This window comes from Pseudorhizobium sp. NPDC055634, assembly GCF_053618655.1.
In genome coordinates, this window is sequence record NZ_JBSHHW010000005.1 from 75,450 (window position 1) to 88,861 (window position 13,412).

At 64.4% G+C, this 13,412-nt stretch carries 17 protein-coding genes; 14 read left to right on the forward strand and 3 right to left on the reverse strand.

Features of this window, described 5'->3' with window-relative positions; translation table 11 throughout:
- Nucleotides 1-3: 3 nt before the first annotated feature.
- From ACWGPT_RS09850 to ACWGPT_RS09860, 3 genes are all read left to right on the forward strand, one after another.
- Nucleotides 4-354, forward strand: coding sequence for a hypothetical protein (locus tag ACWGPT_RS09850; protein ID WP_452605415.1), 351 nt, complete (start codon nucleotides 4-6; stop codon nucleotides 352-354).
- 328 nt (nucleotides 355-682) lie between these two features.
- A complete protein-coding gene (locus ACWGPT_RS09855) occupies nucleotides 683-1,543 on the forward strand; it encodes a LysR family transcriptional regulator (RefSeq protein ID WP_452605416.1) in 861 nt (286 codons plus the stop codon).
- A 71-nt stretch (nucleotides 1,544-1,614) separates the two neighbouring features.
- A complete protein-coding gene (locus tag ACWGPT_RS09860; RefSeq protein WP_452605417.1) occupies nucleotides 1,615-2,724 on the forward strand; it encodes a pyridoxal phosphate-dependent aminotransferase in 1,110 nt (369 codons plus the stop codon).
- 37 nt (nucleotides 2,725-2,761) lie between these two features.
- On the opposite strand, the gene ACWGPT_RS09865 is transcribed toward ACWGPT_RS09860, so the two are convergent.
- Nucleotides 2,762-3,028: a sel1 repeat family protein gene (locus tag ACWGPT_RS09865; RefSeq protein ID WP_452605418.1), complete on the reverse strand. Its 267-nt coding sequence runs from the start codon at nucleotides 3,026-3,028 to the stop codon at nucleotides 2,762-2,764.
- Nucleotides 3,029-3,525: 497 nt separating this feature from the next.
- On the opposite strand from ACWGPT_RS09865, the gene ACWGPT_RS09870 reads away from it, so the two are divergent.
- From ACWGPT_RS09870 to ACWGPT_RS09910, 9 genes are all read left to right on the forward strand, one after another.
- Nucleotides 3,526-3,861: a DUF2147 domain-containing protein gene (locus ACWGPT_RS09870; RefSeq protein WP_452605419.1), complete on the forward strand. Its 336-nt coding sequence runs from the start codon at nucleotides 3,526-3,528 to the stop codon at nucleotides 3,859-3,861.
- 477 nt (nucleotides 3,862-4,338) lie between these two features.
- Nucleotides 4,339-4,584, forward strand: a complete 246-nt coding sequence (locus tag ACWGPT_RS09875; RefSeq protein ID WP_452605420.1) for a hypothetical protein — start codon at nucleotides 4,339-4,341, stop codon at nucleotides 4,582-4,584.
- A gap of 86 nt (nucleotides 4,585-4,670) precedes the next feature.
- Nucleotides 4,671-4,907 carry a hypothetical protein gene (locus tag ACWGPT_RS09880; protein ID WP_452605421.1) on the forward strand — a complete coding sequence of 79 codons (237 nt, stop codon included), beginning with the start codon at nucleotides 4,671-4,673 and terminating at the stop codon, nucleotides 4,905-4,907.
- A 91-nt stretch (nucleotides 4,908-4,998) separates the two neighbouring features.
- Nucleotides 4,999-5,238 carry a hypothetical protein gene (locus tag ACWGPT_RS09885; protein WP_452605422.1) on the forward strand — a complete coding sequence of 80 codons (240 nt, stop codon included), beginning with the start codon at nucleotides 4,999-5,001 and terminating at the stop codon, nucleotides 5,236-5,238.
- 76 nt (nucleotides 5,239-5,314) lie between these two features.
- The gene (locus tag ACWGPT_RS09890) at nucleotides 5,315-5,554 is read left to right on the forward strand and encodes a hypothetical protein (RefSeq protein ID WP_452605423.1); all 240 of its coding nucleotides are present in this window, start codon (nucleotides 5,315-5,317) and stop codon (nucleotides 5,552-5,554) included.
- Between the two features lie 355 nt (nucleotides 5,555-5,909).
- Nucleotides 5,910-6,176, forward strand: a complete 267-nt coding sequence (locus ACWGPT_RS09895) for a hypothetical protein (protein WP_452605424.1) — start codon at nucleotides 5,910-5,912, stop codon at nucleotides 6,174-6,176.
- 199 nt (nucleotides 6,177-6,375) lie between these two features.
- Entirely contained in the window at nucleotides 6,376-6,543 is a 168-nt protein-coding gene (locus tag ACWGPT_RS09900) for a hypothetical protein (RefSeq protein WP_452605425.1), read from the forward strand.
- Nucleotides 6,540-6,737 carry a hypothetical protein gene (locus ACWGPT_RS09905; protein WP_452605426.1) on the forward strand — a complete coding sequence of 66 codons (198 nt, stop codon included), beginning with the start codon at nucleotides 6,540-6,542 and terminating at the stop codon, nucleotides 6,735-6,737. The genes ACWGPT_RS09900 and ACWGPT_RS09905 overlap by 4 nt, the downstream gene beginning before the upstream one ends.
- A 57-nt stretch (nucleotides 6,738-6,794) precedes the next feature.
- Nucleotides 6,795-8,297 carry an AMP nucleosidase gene (locus tag ACWGPT_RS09910; protein ID WP_452605427.1) on the forward strand — a complete coding sequence of 501 codons (1,503 nt, stop codon included), beginning with the start codon at nucleotides 6,795-6,797 and terminating at the stop codon, nucleotides 8,295-8,297.
- Between the two features lie 67 nt (nucleotides 8,298-8,364).
- Here ACWGPT_RS09910 and ACWGPT_RS09915 read toward each other — a convergent pair whose 3' ends face one another.
- Nucleotides 8,365-9,732 (reverse strand): aspartate aminotransferase family protein, encoded by a 1,368-nt coding sequence (locus ACWGPT_RS09915; protein ID WP_452605428.1) that lies wholly within the window; start codon nucleotides 9,730-9,732, stop codon nucleotides 8,365-8,367.
- An 84-nt stretch (nucleotides 9,733-9,816) separates the two neighbouring features.
- Here ACWGPT_RS09915 and ACWGPT_RS09920 point away from each other — a divergent pair, with 84 nt between their 5' ends.
- A complete protein-coding gene (locus tag ACWGPT_RS09920; RefSeq protein WP_452605429.1) occupies nucleotides 9,817-11,148 on the forward strand; it encodes a glutamine synthetase family protein in 1,332 nt (443 codons plus the stop codon).
- Between the two features lie 4 nt (nucleotides 11,149-11,152).
- On the opposite strand, the gene ACWGPT_RS09925 is transcribed toward ACWGPT_RS09920, so the two are convergent.
- Nucleotides 11,153-12,121 (reverse strand): diacylglycerol/lipid kinase family protein, encoded by a 969-nt coding sequence (locus ACWGPT_RS09925; RefSeq protein WP_452605430.1) that lies wholly within the window; start codon nucleotides 12,119-12,121, stop codon nucleotides 11,153-11,155.
- Between the two features lie 208 nt (nucleotides 12,122-12,329).
- On the opposite strand from ACWGPT_RS09925, the gene ACWGPT_RS09930 reads away from it, so the two are divergent.
- A complete protein-coding gene (locus ACWGPT_RS09930) occupies nucleotides 12,330-13,346 on the forward strand; it encodes a zinc-binding alcohol dehydrogenase family protein (protein WP_452605431.1) in 1,017 nt (338 codons plus the stop codon).
- Nucleotides 13,347-13,412 lie beyond the last annotated feature (66 nt).

Genomic DNA, 13,412 nt, shown 5'->3' on the forward strand with positions numbered 1-13,412 from the left:
GTGATGCCCTTGCACACGGACCGAGACTCGAAACAGAGCATTCCCCGCGATCAGGTCTTCGAGAAGTTCACGATCGATCGTCCGGGCAAGATCATCTTCGTCGGCCATCATCTCAGCACCAAGACGCATCTGCGCTGCCTGATCCGTACCATGTCGCTCTATGGAGCCGAACTCGAGGTCAGCCCGCATCTGCCGGTTCCGAGCAATTTCTTCCTGGAAATCCTCGGCATCCACGACGAGATCGGCTGCACGGTGATCCGCCGCGAGGAGGAGAAGGTGACTGTCGGCTTCAACATGCTGATCGCCGCCGAATTCCTGCACCACGTCATCCGGCTCGGCTTCGAGACCACCTGAGGGCGGCGCGAAGGCTGTCGCGCCTGCGCACCGGCACGCCGGCCGGCCCCTGCCGGCGCGTGAGAAATGCGACCGGTTGCACCGTCCAGAGGAACGGCCGCCATTCGGGTCCGTCGAGCGGATCGTCGAGCGGCGAGGTGCGCCTCCTCCGCGATTGATCGCGAAGCCTTATCCAGATGATGGTCCAGTTCAGAAGCATGGCCCTGGTCTCCAGCGGAACATGCCATTCAGCTGGATCGCCGCGGACTGCACTTGTAGAGGCGCAAACGAAAGCCGTTTTTCACCGGTGAAGGATGCCGCCGGCGCCGTGTGCGCTACAATAAAAGCGATGACCGAACCGGAATGGGACGACCTCAAGCTCTTCCTGCATGTCGCCAGCGCCGGCGGCCTCAGCGGCGCGTCGGAGCGCACCGGCATCAGCGCACCGACGATCGGACGGCGGATGCTGTCGCTGGAGCGCGCCACCGGGCGGACGCTCTTCGTGCGCAGCCAGCGCGGCTACCGGCTGGCGCCGGACGGCGAGGTGCTGCTCGCGCATGTGGAGGCCATGCGGAAATCGGCGGAGAAGATCGCCGAGTGGCGCGGCCGGGCCTTTGCCCTGCCGATCGTCTCGATCGGCGCCGATGCGTGGCTTTCCGGCCTCGTGGCGCGCGAGACCCCGTCGATCCGAGGCGCGTCCGATCCCTTCCGCCTCTGCTGCCAGATGCGCCACGACGGCATCGACTTCACCTATCGGGAAACGGATATCGGGCTTGTTTCCGCGCCGCCCCGGACCGGCAATCTCGCGGTTCTGAAGTCGGTGCCGGTCGCCCATGCCGTCTACAGGGCGGCGGGGCCGGGCGGCACGCCCCTCCCCTGGGTCTCGCTCGGGACGCAGAGCGCCCATTCGCCGGCGGACCGGTGGGTCTTCGAGCGCCACGAGGCAGACATCATGACCTGGGCGAATTCGCCCGACCTCCTCCTGCGGCTGATCCGCGCCGGCAACGGCCGGGGCGTGCTTCCGTGTTTCGTCGGCGATGCGGAGCCGGAGCTCGAACGGGACGGCCCGATCCTCGACGAACTCACCTATACGCTGTGGATCGTCGCCAATGACGACGACCGGCACCGGCCGGAAATGCGGCTGGTGATGGACCGCCTGGCGGCCCTCTTCCGGCGGCTGGCGGACGACCTTTCCGGGCGAACCGGCTGACCCGTGCGCAGGCTTGCGTATGCCGGATTCGGCCCTATGGTGAGCCGATTCCAGCAGCAGGTCCCACTCACATGTCCGCATTCTCCCGCTTCACGCCGCTCATCCAGTCGCTTCCCGCAACCGTTCCCTTCGTCGGGCCGGAGGCGATCGAGCGCAGCCGGGGCCGACAGGTCAAGGCACGCATCGGCGCCAATGAGAATGGCTTCGGCCCCGCACCGTCCGTGCTTCGCGCCATCGCCGAGGCGGCCTCCGACACCTGGAAGTACAACGACCCGGAAAACCACGCGCTGAAGCAGGCGCTTGCCGCCCATCTCGGCTGCCGCCCAGAGAATCTTGCCATCGGCGAAGGGGTCGATTCCCTGCTCGGCCAGATCGTAAGGCTGGTGATCGACCCGGGAATGCCAGTGGTCACGTCCTTCGGCGCCTACCCGACCTTCAATTTCCACGTAAACGGCTTCGGCGGCCGGCTCGTCACCGTTCCCTATGCCGGCGACCGCGAGGACCTCGACGGCCTTATCGCCGCCGTGCGCCGCGAAAACCCGCCGCTCGTCTATTTCGCCAATCCGGACAATCCGATGGGAAGCTGGTGGGATGCCGAGAGCATCGTTGCATTTGCCCGCGCGCTGCCGGAAACGACGCTCATGATCCTCGACGAGGCCTATTGCGAGACGGCGCCCGCAGGCTCCACCCCGGCAATCGCAGAACTCATCGACCAGCCTAACGTCATCCGCACCCGCACCTTCTCCAAGGCCTACGGACTGGCCGGGGCCCGCATCGGATATGCGATCTCGACGCCCGGAACCGCCGCGGCCTTCGACCGGATCCGCAACCATTTCGGCATGGCCCGGATCAGCACCGAGGCAGCGCTGGCCGCGCTCGAGGACCAGGATTATCTGAAGGAAGTGGTGGAGAATATCGGCCGCTCACGTGACCGCATCGCCGCGATCGCCCGCCGGAACGGTCTCGTCCCGCTTGCCTCGGCGACCAATTTCGTCGCCATCGACTGCGGTCGCGACGGCGCCTATTCCAAGGCCATCGTCGATGGCCTGATGGAGCACGGCGTGTTCATCCGCATGCCGGGCGTCGCACCGCTCAACCGGTGCATCCGCATCAGCGCCGGTGTCGAGGCCGACATGGCGCTGCTCGAAGAGGCCCTGCCGCAGGTCCTCAGGACGCTCTGAGGTCGCTTTGAGGAACTGGCCGCCAGCAAGCGGCCGTTCAGTGCATCGTCATCCATTCGCGGGCGGCGCGCAGCGCGGTGGCGAGTTCGGTCTTGCTCATCGTCTGGGCCAGGTCGGCGCGCAGTTCGGCCGCCCGGTCGGAGCCCTTGATGGCGGCGATGTTCAGCCATTTGTGGGCGGCGACGAGATCGACCGCGCAGCCGCGGCCGGTCGCGTACATCAGTCCCATTTCGCAGAAGGTATCAGCGCGGTTTTCGCCACCCGTGGCGGCATATCCGGAATTCTGAATTTCGAAGCGTGCCATTGCCATTGTCCCTGTTTGAAGTGCCTTAGAACTTGCCCTGTCTTTCGCCCCCTTGCGGGGTCCTTCCGGGTGCCGTCTTTGAGCGGCTTGTCCCGTCAGGCCGGCGGATTGTTCCGCTCGTTTGCTGTGTCGGACTATGCGGCAGATCTTCAAACAGTCGGCTAAAAGGCATGATTAATTGCAGGAAAACAAAATACAAATGCTTGGTAAAATTGGCTTTTCGTTAAACATCGGAGGGCCTGCGGCGCCGAGAATCCGGACAAAATTTTACGAAAAGTATAGTTTTCCGCTTCAACCCTTTCCTAACCATCCCCGCACGACGACCGGACGGCATGACCACAGAAAGCGGCTTCCGCTCGCCCCAAAAAACCCGTCACGCGCGCCGCGCGGCCATGTTTACCTTTACGTGCGCGTAAGCTAACTTCGTCGGGCTCGCCCAAGGGCGGGTTGGAGGAAGAGCTGCCGGCAGCGCCGGCACTGGGATGGAGAATTCGATCATGCGTCATCTACTAATCGCAGCCACTTTGGTGTTGTCGGCCGGCCTTGCCAATGCGGCCGAACCGCTGGAAGGCAACTGGAAGACCGCAAGCGGCGAAACCGCGGCGATCAGCAAATGCGGCGGCGCCTTCTGCGTCACGCTGAAGACCGGCCAGCACGCAGGCAAGCAGATCGGCAAGCTGGCGGGCACGGGCGACACCTATACGGGCGAGATCACCGACCCGGCCGCCAACAAGACCTATAGCGGCTCCGGCACCGTGAGCGGCAATTCGCTGAAGATGAAAGGCTGCGTCATGAAGGTCCTGTGCAAGACGCAGACCTGGACCCGTCTCTGATCCACATTAGCTGCGGCGCCGCGGTGATCTGCGGCGCCCTCCCGCATCGCCCGGCGGCGGAATTGACGGATGACAAGGGCTGCCGGAAGGCTTCGGTGGCACTTTTTTTGGTCGTAACAGTTTCGTGAAGCCCCTTGAAAGACCCTCCCGGATTGCGTGGGCCCCGCAAACGCCACAATTTCAAAGCGGCCATTTTCCGCCTGCCACCTCCAGTCACATTCATATCTTCTGATATTCGAGACTCCAGTAAAATCAGGGCCTAGCGCCCCCGCCGGCCGTCCATTGCGGGCAAGGCGGCGACCGCCGGGACGCCCCGGAAACTCAACTCATCCGTGCGTGCCGGGCAAATTCCATCGGATTGTCAACGACGCGTTGACAGCGGGTTCCGATTTCTGACCTTCCGAACCGATCGTTTCGATCCGATATTCAGCATCAGCAAGCGCACTGCTTCGCTCGATATATGAAGGAGTATTTGAAATGACCAAGTCCGCATTGACCGTTATTGCCGCCCTCGTCGGCTCTGCCGCCTTCGGCAGCGCAGCCCTCGCTTCCGGCGACTATTATCCCGGCGTTTCCTCCGAAGCTCCGGCAGCGGTGGATACGTTCCAGACCAGCAGCATCGACCGGCAGTCCGCCGTTTCCAAGGACGCTTCGACGGTTGAGCTTGCCAGCCAGAGCGTCGACACCGGCGACTACTACCAGGGCGCAAACCGTCCGCAGTAACAACCGCAGCTCATTCAAGACCCCGGATCGTCGTGCCAGGTCGCAAACTTGAGGCACGAGGACCTGACCAGCAAAGGAACGCTACAATGACCAAGTCCCTTACCACCACCATTGCCGCAGCTCTCATCGCTTCGGCCACCTTCGGTACCGCAGCGCTTGCCGCCGGCGACTATTACGAAGGCGCCTCCAAGAACGCGGAAGCATCGCGCCTCGACCGCGCCCATACCGGCAGCATCCATGACCGTGCCGGCACCGTTCACCAGGATGTCCTCCAGACGCCTGACAACGGTGACTATTACACCGGCGCAAACCGTCCGCAGTAATCGCGACGGTTCATTTTCAAGACACCGGCTGGTCGTGCCTCAGGTCGCAATTTCCGAGGACGACAGCCCTATCCGAGAAGGAAGACATATCATGACCAAGTCGTTCACGACCCTTGCCGCAGCCCTCGTAGCCACCGTCACCTTTGGTGGCGCAGCACTCGCCGCAGGCGACTATTACGAAGGCGCCTCAAAGACCCCCGTCCACAGCCGCGTCGACCGCGTGCAGACGGGCAGCATCAACAACAACAACAACGCCGACTTCGTCCGCCAGGACGTCCGGCAGACACCCGACCACGGCGACTACTACGAGGGCGCAAACCGCCCGCAGTAACCGCCTCAGCCAGGACGGTTCACCGCGCTTGATCCACCGCCAACGGTGAACCGCCTCGCAAGAAAGGATACCGACAATGCGTAAGATACTCATGACCTTGATCGCCGTCGCGGCGGTCGGTTCGGCAGGCGCTGCAATGGCAGACGAAGGCCGCTATTCTGACGTTACCGTCCGCGAAGGTGCCGTGTCCATCGACCGCTCCACCACGGGCAGCATCGAAAACCGCGGCGACATGAGATTCAAGACCTCCCGAGACAACCGGCTGCCGTTCGATGACCAGGGAAATTTCCGCCCGAGCTTCGACGTCCGCAACTAGGCTCCCCTGCCCCTAAAACAGAAGACCAGCCGCTCGCGCGGCTGGTCTTTGCAGTTCATTCAAGACACCGGCTGGACGGCGGGTCGCAATCGCCCTCCACCTGACACGATGCACAAGCCCTCGGCCCCTCCATCGCTTCTTGCATGATAGACGAAGCGTAAAGACGAATCAATGAAGAGCGGAGGCAACGATCACATCCGCTTGATGCTCTTCTGTGTCTTTTGTGAATACCGGCCCTGACCTTTTTCGGAACGATGTCCCGCCTTTCGGGTTTCTGTCCTGCAAGCCGCGCCGTAAGGCAAAGCTTTCAGGACTACCAAAAGACTTCCAAGACTGAAAAAAGAAAGGACAGGACATGAAAACCTCCCTTACCTCCGGCTTTGTTGCCGCAGTCATCGCTTCTACTGCTTTTGCCGGGGCTGCATTTGCCCAGTCGGCACAGTACGAGCCCTACGCAGAATCCCCGCCGAGCCTTGACGACGGCCGCGTCGATACCATGTCGACCGGCAGCATTCACGGCGACAACTGGCGTGTTCGTGCCCATAACATGGCCGACACCAAGGTCGACGGCAGCCAGGATACCGGCGACTACTACGACGGCGCCCTGCGTCCGACCGACTGACCGGTTCATTCAAGCCACCGTTTCCGCCCGGTCGCAAAGTTCGGAGCGGAGATTGAAAAAGCCGGGCCTTCCCGGCTTTTTCTTCGTCCGGGGCTCGATCCGCATCCTTTTCTCGACGCTGAACCCAGGATGAACCGCCGCATCAGACGGGGTTCAGCCGGCGTGCATATTCTTTGCCCCACACGCTCCGGGGGAAGATATGTCCGTCCTTGTTCGCCGCTTCATAATCGTCACGCTCATCTGCGTGAACTTCGCGATCCTGTTCGGCGCGCTGGCGACGACCGGTGACATGCGCACCAAACGCTCCTCGCTCGGCTTTCCCGGCATGTGCGCCGGACAATCCGCCTTCTGCGGAGCCGTGCTATGAGGGCGGGCCGCGCTCCCAGATCCACGCGGTCCGTGCGGCTGGTCCCAACCCTCTTGCGGATGACGCTTGCCGCCCTGCTGCTGGTCGGGCCGCTGGCCGCCGTCACCATTCCGTCGAAGGTCGGCGGTCTCCTGCCGAAGCAGGGCGCGGGCTTTGTTCTGTTCGTCAGCCTCCAGCGCCAGTCGATGACTTGACGCCGTCCTGCAGAATGACGTCTTTTGCTTGTTAATGACATCATCCTATAATGGCCCATGAGCAAGCGAACCTTTTCAGTCTCCCCCCTCCCCTTCATCAGCCCGAGCCCATACGAGCCGCGCGTCTTCGATGACGCCGCCGAAGCGGTCGACGTCCTGACCGAACTCTACGAGCGCAATACCGGGTTCCTGATCGACGCCTTCGGGGCGTTGTCGAACGGCAGTCCGGTCACCGGCCGGTACCGCGCCTGCTATCCCCAGGTCAGCATCGAGACGACATCCTTCGGCCATGCGGACTCGCGGCTTTCCTACGGCCACGTCACCTCGCCCGGCATCTACACGACGACGATCACCCGTCCGAAGCTCTTCCGCCACTACCTGAAGGAACAGCTCGAACTACTGATGCGCAATCACAACGTGCCGGTGAAGGTCTCCGAATCGTCGACGCCGATCCCGCTGCACTTCGCCTTCGGCGAGGGCGCCCACGTGGAGGCATCGGCGACCGCAGGGCTTGCCGACGTCTACCTGCGCGATCTCTTCGACACGCCGGACCTCAACAATACCGACGACCTCATCGCCAACGGCGAATACGACCAGGTGGCGGGCGAGCCGGCGCCGCTTGCGCCCTTCACGGCGCAACGCATCGACTATTCGCTGGCGCGCCTCAGCCACTATACGGCCACCAGCGCCGATCACTTCCAGAACTTCGTTCTGTTCACCAACTACCAGTTCTACATCGACGAATTCGCCGCCTGGGCCCGCGAGATGATGGCCAATGGCGGCGAGGGCTACGAGGCCTTCGTCGAGCCCGGCAATGTCGTGACCCTCGCCGGCGAGCCGCGCGAGGAGACCGCCGTCGTCGGGCGCCTGCCCCAGATGCCGGCCTATCACCTGAAGAAGAAGGGCCATGCCGGGATCACGCTCGTCAACATCGGCGTCGGCCCGTCCAACGCCAAGACCATTACCGACCACATCGCGGTCCTTCGTCCGCATGCCTGGCTGATGGTCGGCCACTGCGCCGGCCTGCGCAACAGCCAGCGGCTGGGCGACTACGTGCTCGCCCATGCCTATGTCCGCGAGGACCACGTGCTCGACGACGACCTGCCCGTCTGGGTGCCGATTCCCGCACTTGCCGAGGTCCAGCAGGCGCTCGAGGACGCGGTCGAGGAGGTGACGGGCTACGAGGGCTTCGAACTGAAGCGCATCATGCGGACCGGCACGGTGGCGACCATCGACAACCGCAACTGGGAACTGCGCGACCAGCGCGGGCCGGTGAAGCGGCTGTCGCAGTCGCGGGCGATTGCGCTCGACATGGAATCGGCGACGATCGCCGCCAACGGCTTCCGCTTCCGCGTGCCCTACGGGACGCTGCTCTGCGTTTCCGACAAGCCGCTGCACGGCGAACTGAAACTGCCGGGCATGGCGACGGCCTTCTACCGCACGCAGGTCAGCCAGCACCTGCAGATCGGCATCCGCGCCGTGCAGAAGCTCGCCGCCATGCCGGTGGAACGGCTGCATTCCCGCAAGCTCCGGAGCTTCTACGAGACCGCCTTCCAGTAAGGCGTCGCGCAACTACCGGCCGCCGTCGGGTCTCGCGGGCGGGAGGCCGGCTCCTACTCGCTGCCCCCTACTCGCTGACAGTATCCCGCAGGTGGTCGAGCGCCTTGCGCAGGGTGTCGACCACCTCGTCGACCTCCGCGCGGCTGATGGTGAAGGCCGGCGAGGCCAGCATGCGGTCGCCGGTGGCGCGCATGATCAGGCCGTTCTCGAGGCAGTGGTTGCGCACCAGCGTGCCGATGTCGTCGGGCTTGGCAAAGCGCCGGCGGGTCGCCTTGTCGGCAGCGAGCTGCAGGCCGCCCATCAGGCCGACGCTTTCCGCCTCGCCGACCACTTCATGGTCCGCGAGGCTTTTCCATGCGGCGGAGAAATAGGGACCGACATCGTCGCGGATGCGCTCGACCAGGCCCTCGTCCTCGATGATGCGCAGGTTTTCCAGTGCGGCGGCGGCACAGACGGGATGCCCCGAATAGGTGAAGCCGTGGTAGAAATCGCCGATTTCCTCGGTCAGCACGTCCGCCACCCGGTCGCTCACCATGACGCCGCCGATCGGCAGGTAGCCGGAGGACAGGCCCTTGGCGATCGGCGCAAGATCCGGCTCCACGCCGTAATGCTGGTACCCGAACCAGGAGCCGAGCCGCCCGAAGCCGCAGATCACCTCGTCGGAGACGAGCAGGATATTGCGCTCGCGGCAGATGCGGGCGATTTCCGGCCAATAGGTCTCGGGCGGGATGATGACGCCGCCCGCCCCCTGGATGGGCTCGGCCACGAAGGCGGCGACGCGGTCCTCGCCGAGTTCGTCGATCTTCTGCTCGAGTTCGCGGGCGACCTTGAGGCCGAAATCGGCGGGGGAGAGGTCGCCGCCTTCCGCATACCAGTAGGGCTGGCCGATATGGTGGACGCCCTCGATCGGCAGGTTGCCCTGCTCGTGCATCCACTTCATGCCGCCGAGCGAGGCACCCGCGACGGTCGAGCCGTGATAGGCGTTGCGGCGGGCGATGACCTGCGTCTTCTCCAGTCTGCCAAGCGCCTTCCAGTAGACGCGCGCCATGCGAAACCACGTGTCCGAGGCTTCCGAGCCGGAATTGGTGAAGAAGACGCGGTTCATCCGGGAGCCCGCATGCGAGGCGATCTTCTGGGCAAGCAGGGTCGCCGGCGGCGTCGTCGTGCCGAAGAAGCTGTTGTAATAGGGCAGCTCGTTCATCTGGCGATAGGCAGCCTCGGCGATCTCCCGCCGCCCGTAGCCGACGTTGACGCACCACAGGCCCGCAAAGGCGTCCAGGTATTTCCTGCCGGTGCTGTCGAAGATATGGACGCCCTCTGCCCGTTCGATGACCCGCGTCCCGGCCGCATTCAGCTTCTTCATGTCGGAGAAGGGATGCAGGTGATGGGCGGCGTCGATGGCGCCGAGATTGGAGAGGGTGGTCGTGGAGGTCATCTGTGTCTTCCGGCGGCGAGATTGTCTGTCCAAGTCTTATCGGCTACGAACGGAGCTCCGCAACTCCCTTCTGAAGACCCTCCCATGACCGTCGAGAATGCCCCACCCCGCATCGAAATCCTGCTCGTCGGCATGAACGGCGAGTTGCGCGGCAAGCAGATCCCGCTGGAGGCGGAGAAGAAGGTCTGGGAGGGAGCGGTGCGGCTTCCGTCCTCCACCCAGTCGCTCGATATCTGGGGCGACGACAATGACGACATCACGGGCCTGTCGCTGTCGATCGGCGACCCGGACGGCGTCTGCATTCCCGATCGCCGCAGCCTTGCACCCATGCCCTGGGCGCCGGAAGGATCGCGGCAGGTTCTTTCCACCATGCACGAGCTGGACGGCAGCCCGAGCTTCATGGATCCGCGCGCCATCCTCGCGGCCCTGCTCAAGCGTTACGAGGAGCGCGGCCTGACGCCGGTGGTGGCGACGGAACTGGAATTCTACGTGATGGAGCCGGACTGGCGCGAGACCGGCCGGCCGCGTCCGCCGCAGAACCTCACCTGCCGGGGCGAACCGAACGGCTTCCAGCTTTACGACATGAGCGCGGTCGATGCGCTGGACGAGTACCTGCAGACCGTCCGCGCCTGGGCGAAGGCGCAGGACATTCCAGCCGACGCGACCACTGCCGAGTTCGGTCCGGGCCAGTTCGAGATCAACCTTCTGCACCGTGCCGATGCCATGGCCGCCGCCGACGACTGTCTCTATCTCAAGCGGATCGCCGACCAGGCCGCAAGGCGCCACGGCCTCAAATCAACCTGCATGGCCAAGCCCTATTCGGAGCATGCCGGGTCTGGCCTGCACGTCCATGCGAGCATCATCGACCGCGACGGCAGGAACATCCTGGATGCCGGTGGCGGCGAACCGGTGCTCCTCAGGTCCGTCTGTGCGGGAATGCTCGATACCATGCGCGAGGCGCAGCTGGTCTTCGCGCCGTTCGCCAATTCCTATCGCAGGTTCCAGCCGGGCTCCTTCGCGCCGGTCGACATCGACTGGGGCCACGGCCATCGCGGGACGGCGGTGCGCATTCCCGAAAAGGACGGCCCGGGTGCGCGCATCGAGCACCGCGTCGCCGGAGCCGACGCCAATCCCTATCTCCTCCTGACCGCGATCCTGGGAGGGATGCTGCTCGGGATCGACGGGACGCTCGACCCGGGACCTGATACACAGCCCGGCGAGCCGGCGCCCGGCAACCGCCGACTGACCCATGATTTCCTGACGACCGTGGAGGACTTCGCGGCATCCGCCTTCATCGCCGACGTCTTCGGGGAACGCTACCGGAAGCTCTACGCCGATACCAAGCGCAAGGAAGCGCTGACGTTCCTGCGCACCGTTTCCGATTTCGACTATCGCACCTACCTGCCGCGGCTCTGACCGATCAGATCCCGCTTCCCGCGTTCTCCTCTTCGGCCGTGGCCGTCCCCGTGGCCTTCCCCGTCGCCTGCCCGACCTGAGGCGGCACGAGGACCTTGAGTTCGCCTGCGTGGATGCGCAGCTTGACGTCACGGTCCATCGGCAGGAGTTCGCCGTCGATGACGCAGCGCACGTCATGCCGCGCGCGGGGAAAATGGAGTTCGACCTCGGTCGTGGTCATGGCGGTCACCGCGGCATTCTCCTTCAGGCGGCCGCGCAGAATGTCGAAGACAAGGTGCGCCACGCCTGCCGGCGACAGCGGGTCGGCAATGTAGAAACCGAGATGGCCGCCCGTGACGTCGGGAGCAACGAGAAGCGCATCCTGGCCGAATTCGTTGTTCGAGACCGAAATGGCAGACACCTTGCGATGTCCGGTCTTGCCCTTGGCATTGAACTCCACCTCGAACTCCGGCGGATTGAACATCACGCCGAGCGCCGCACGCGTGCTCGCCCGGATCTTGCCCAGCCTCGATGCGAAGCTCATGGAATCGCGATAGCGCACCATGCGTGCGTGGAGGCCGGCGGAAAACTGGTGGACGAAGCTCCGCCCATTGGCGCTCGCGATGTCGACATTCTCCACCCTGCCCTGCGCCAGGACATCGAGCACCGCCCAGATATCGAGCGGCAGCTTCAGGGAGCGGGCAAAGAGGTTCATCGTGCCGGCCGGGACGATGCCGAGCACCAGGCCGTTCTTCCAGGCGATGTCGGCGGCGGCGGAAATGGTGCCGTCGCCGCCTCCGGCGATCAATCCTTCCACGCCCGGGAGTGCGGCCACGCGCTGCATCGTCGAAACGATCTCGCTGCCGGAAACCACATGGCACTCGATCCGATGGCCGGCCCTGGTGAAAACTTCGGTGGCATGGGCGCCGTATGCGTCCATGTCGGTGGTCTTGAAGGTTCCGCCCTCGCGGTTGAAGACCGCAACAAGATTCATCTGGTGCTCTCGCTCCGCCTTCTCGTCAGCCGCCAAACAACGGGCCATCGCGCAAATGGTTGCCCGGCTGCGTGCTTGCCGGCCGGTTTGCGAATGTTTCCGCCCATTGGGGCTTTGTTGAGATGGCCGTGATTGCCCATTTCCGTCCTTGCGGGCCGGCCGCATTGGCTGCAAGTATCGTGACCGCAATCTTGAAAAGGAGAACCGGATGCGCGCCGTCGGCTTCAACAGACCCCAGCCCATCGAAGCGGAAACCTCCCTCCTCGACATCGAACTGCCGATGCCGGAAGCGACCGGCCACGACCTGCTGGTCGAGATCCGGGCGGTTTCGGTCAATCCGGTCGATACCAAGGTGCGCGCATCGGCGGCGGTGGAAGGCGGGGAGTACCGCGTCCTCGGCTACGATGCGGCGGGGATCGTCAGGGCCGTGGGGAGCGACGTCACTCTCTTCCAGCCCGGCGACGAGGTCTTCTATGCGGGCGCCATCAATCGCCAGGGCACGAATGCCGAATATCATCTCGTCGACGAGCGGATCGTCGGCAGGAAGCCGAAGAGCCTCGGCTTCGAGGAAGCGGCCGCCCTGCCGCTCACCGCCATTACCGCCTACGAGGCGATGTTCCACCGCATGAAGGTCCAGGACCCCGTCCCGGGTGCCGCCAATGCGATCCTCATCATCGGCGGCGCGGGCGGCGTCGGGTCGATCGCCATCCAGCTTGCCCGCCGTCTGACGGATCTCACGGTGATCGCGACCGCTTCCCGGCCGGAGACCAGGGCTTGGGTCGGCGAACTCGGCGCCCAGCATGCGATCGACCACAGCCAGCCGCTGGCGCCGCAGGTCGAGGCGTTGGGGATCGGCGCGCCGGCCTTCGTCTTCTCCACCACCCAGACGGAAAGGCATGTCGCCGACGTCCTGGACCTGATCGCGCCGCAGGGGCGGTTCTCGTTGATCGACGATCCGAAGGAGCCGATGGACCTGCGTCCCTTCAAGCGCAAGGCGCTTTCGATCCACTGGGAGATGATGTTCGCCCGCCCGGTCTGGCAGACGGCCGACATGATCGAGCAGCACAAGCTCCTGAACCACGTGTCCGACATGGTGGATGCCGGCGACATCAGGACGACGCTGAACGAGACCTACGGCACGATCAATGCCGCCAACCTCAAACGCGCCCATGCGATGATCGAGAGCGGCCGGACGAAAGGCAAGATCGTCCTCTCCGGCTTCTAGCCCGGCTCATGGGCCGCAGACCGCGCCACGGCTATCCGTGCGCGTCAAGCGTCTGCAGGCCTCCGG

Excerpts from the sequence above, each read along its gene's own strand:
- ACWGPT_RS09870 (WP_452605419.1), top strand. The coding sequence starts at position 3,526 with ATGCGTCATCTACTAATCGCAGCCACTTTGGTGTTGTCGGCCGGCCTT.
- ACWGPT_RS09900 (WP_452605425.1), top strand. The coding sequence starts at position 6,376 with ATGTCCGTCCTTGTTCGCCGCTTCATAATCGTCACGCTCATCTGCGTG.
- ACWGPT_RS09925 (WP_452605430.1), bottom strand. The coding sequence starts at position 12,121 with ATGAATCTTGTTGCGGTCTTCAACCGCGAGGGCGGAACCTTCAAGACC.
- ACWGPT_RS09875 (WP_452605420.1), top strand. The coding sequence starts at position 4,339 with ATGACCAAGTCCGCATTGACCGTTATTGCCGCCCTCGTCGGCTCTGCC.
- ACWGPT_RS09920 (WP_452605429.1), top strand. The coding sequence starts at position 9,817 with ATGACCGTCGAGAATGCCCCACCCCGCATCGAAATCCTGCTCGTCGGC.
- ACWGPT_RS09855 (WP_452605416.1), top strand. The coding sequence starts at position 683 with ATGACCGAACCGGAATGGGACGACCTCAAGCTCTTCCTGCATGTCGCC.
- ACWGPT_RS09905 (WP_452605426.1), top strand. The coding sequence starts at position 6,540 with ATGAGGGCGGGCCGCGCTCCCAGATCCACGCGGTCCGTGCGGCTGGTC.
- ACWGPT_RS09915 (WP_452605428.1), bottom strand. The coding sequence starts at position 9,732 with ATGACCTCCACGACCACCCTCTCCAATCTCGGCGCCATCGACGCCGCC.
- ACWGPT_RS09860 (WP_452605417.1), top strand. The coding sequence starts at position 1,615 with ATGTCCGCATTCTCCCGCTTCACGCCGCTCATCCAGTCGCTTCCCGCA.
- ACWGPT_RS09850 (WP_452605415.1), top strand. The coding sequence starts at position 4 with ATGCCCTTGCACACGGACCGAGACTCGAAACAGAGCATTCCCCGCGAT.
- ACWGPT_RS09895 (WP_452605424.1), top strand. The coding sequence starts at position 5,910 with ATGAAAACCTCCCTTACCTCCGGCTTTGTTGCCGCAGTCATCGCTTCT.
- ACWGPT_RS09865 (WP_452605418.1), bottom strand. The coding sequence starts at position 3,028 with ATGGCACGCTTCGAAATTCAGAATTCCGGATATGCCGCCACGGGTGGC.
- ACWGPT_RS09910 (WP_452605427.1), top strand. The coding sequence starts at position 6,795 with ATGAGCAAGCGAACCTTTTCAGTCTCCCCCCTCCCCTTCATCAGCCCG.
- ACWGPT_RS09885 (WP_452605422.1), top strand. The coding sequence starts at position 4,999 with ATGACCAAGTCGTTCACGACCCTTGCCGCAGCCCTCGTAGCCACCGTC.
- ACWGPT_RS09880 (WP_452605421.1), top strand. The coding sequence starts at position 4,671 with ATGACCAAGTCCCTTACCACCACCATTGCCGCAGCTCTCATCGCTTCG.
- ACWGPT_RS09890 (WP_452605423.1), top strand. The coding sequence starts at position 5,315 with ATGCGTAAGATACTCATGACCTTGATCGCCGTCGCGGCGGTCGGTTCG.
- ACWGPT_RS09930 (WP_452605431.1), top strand. The coding sequence starts at position 12,330 with ATGCGCGCCGTCGGCTTCAACAGACCCCAGCCCATCGAAGCGGAAACC.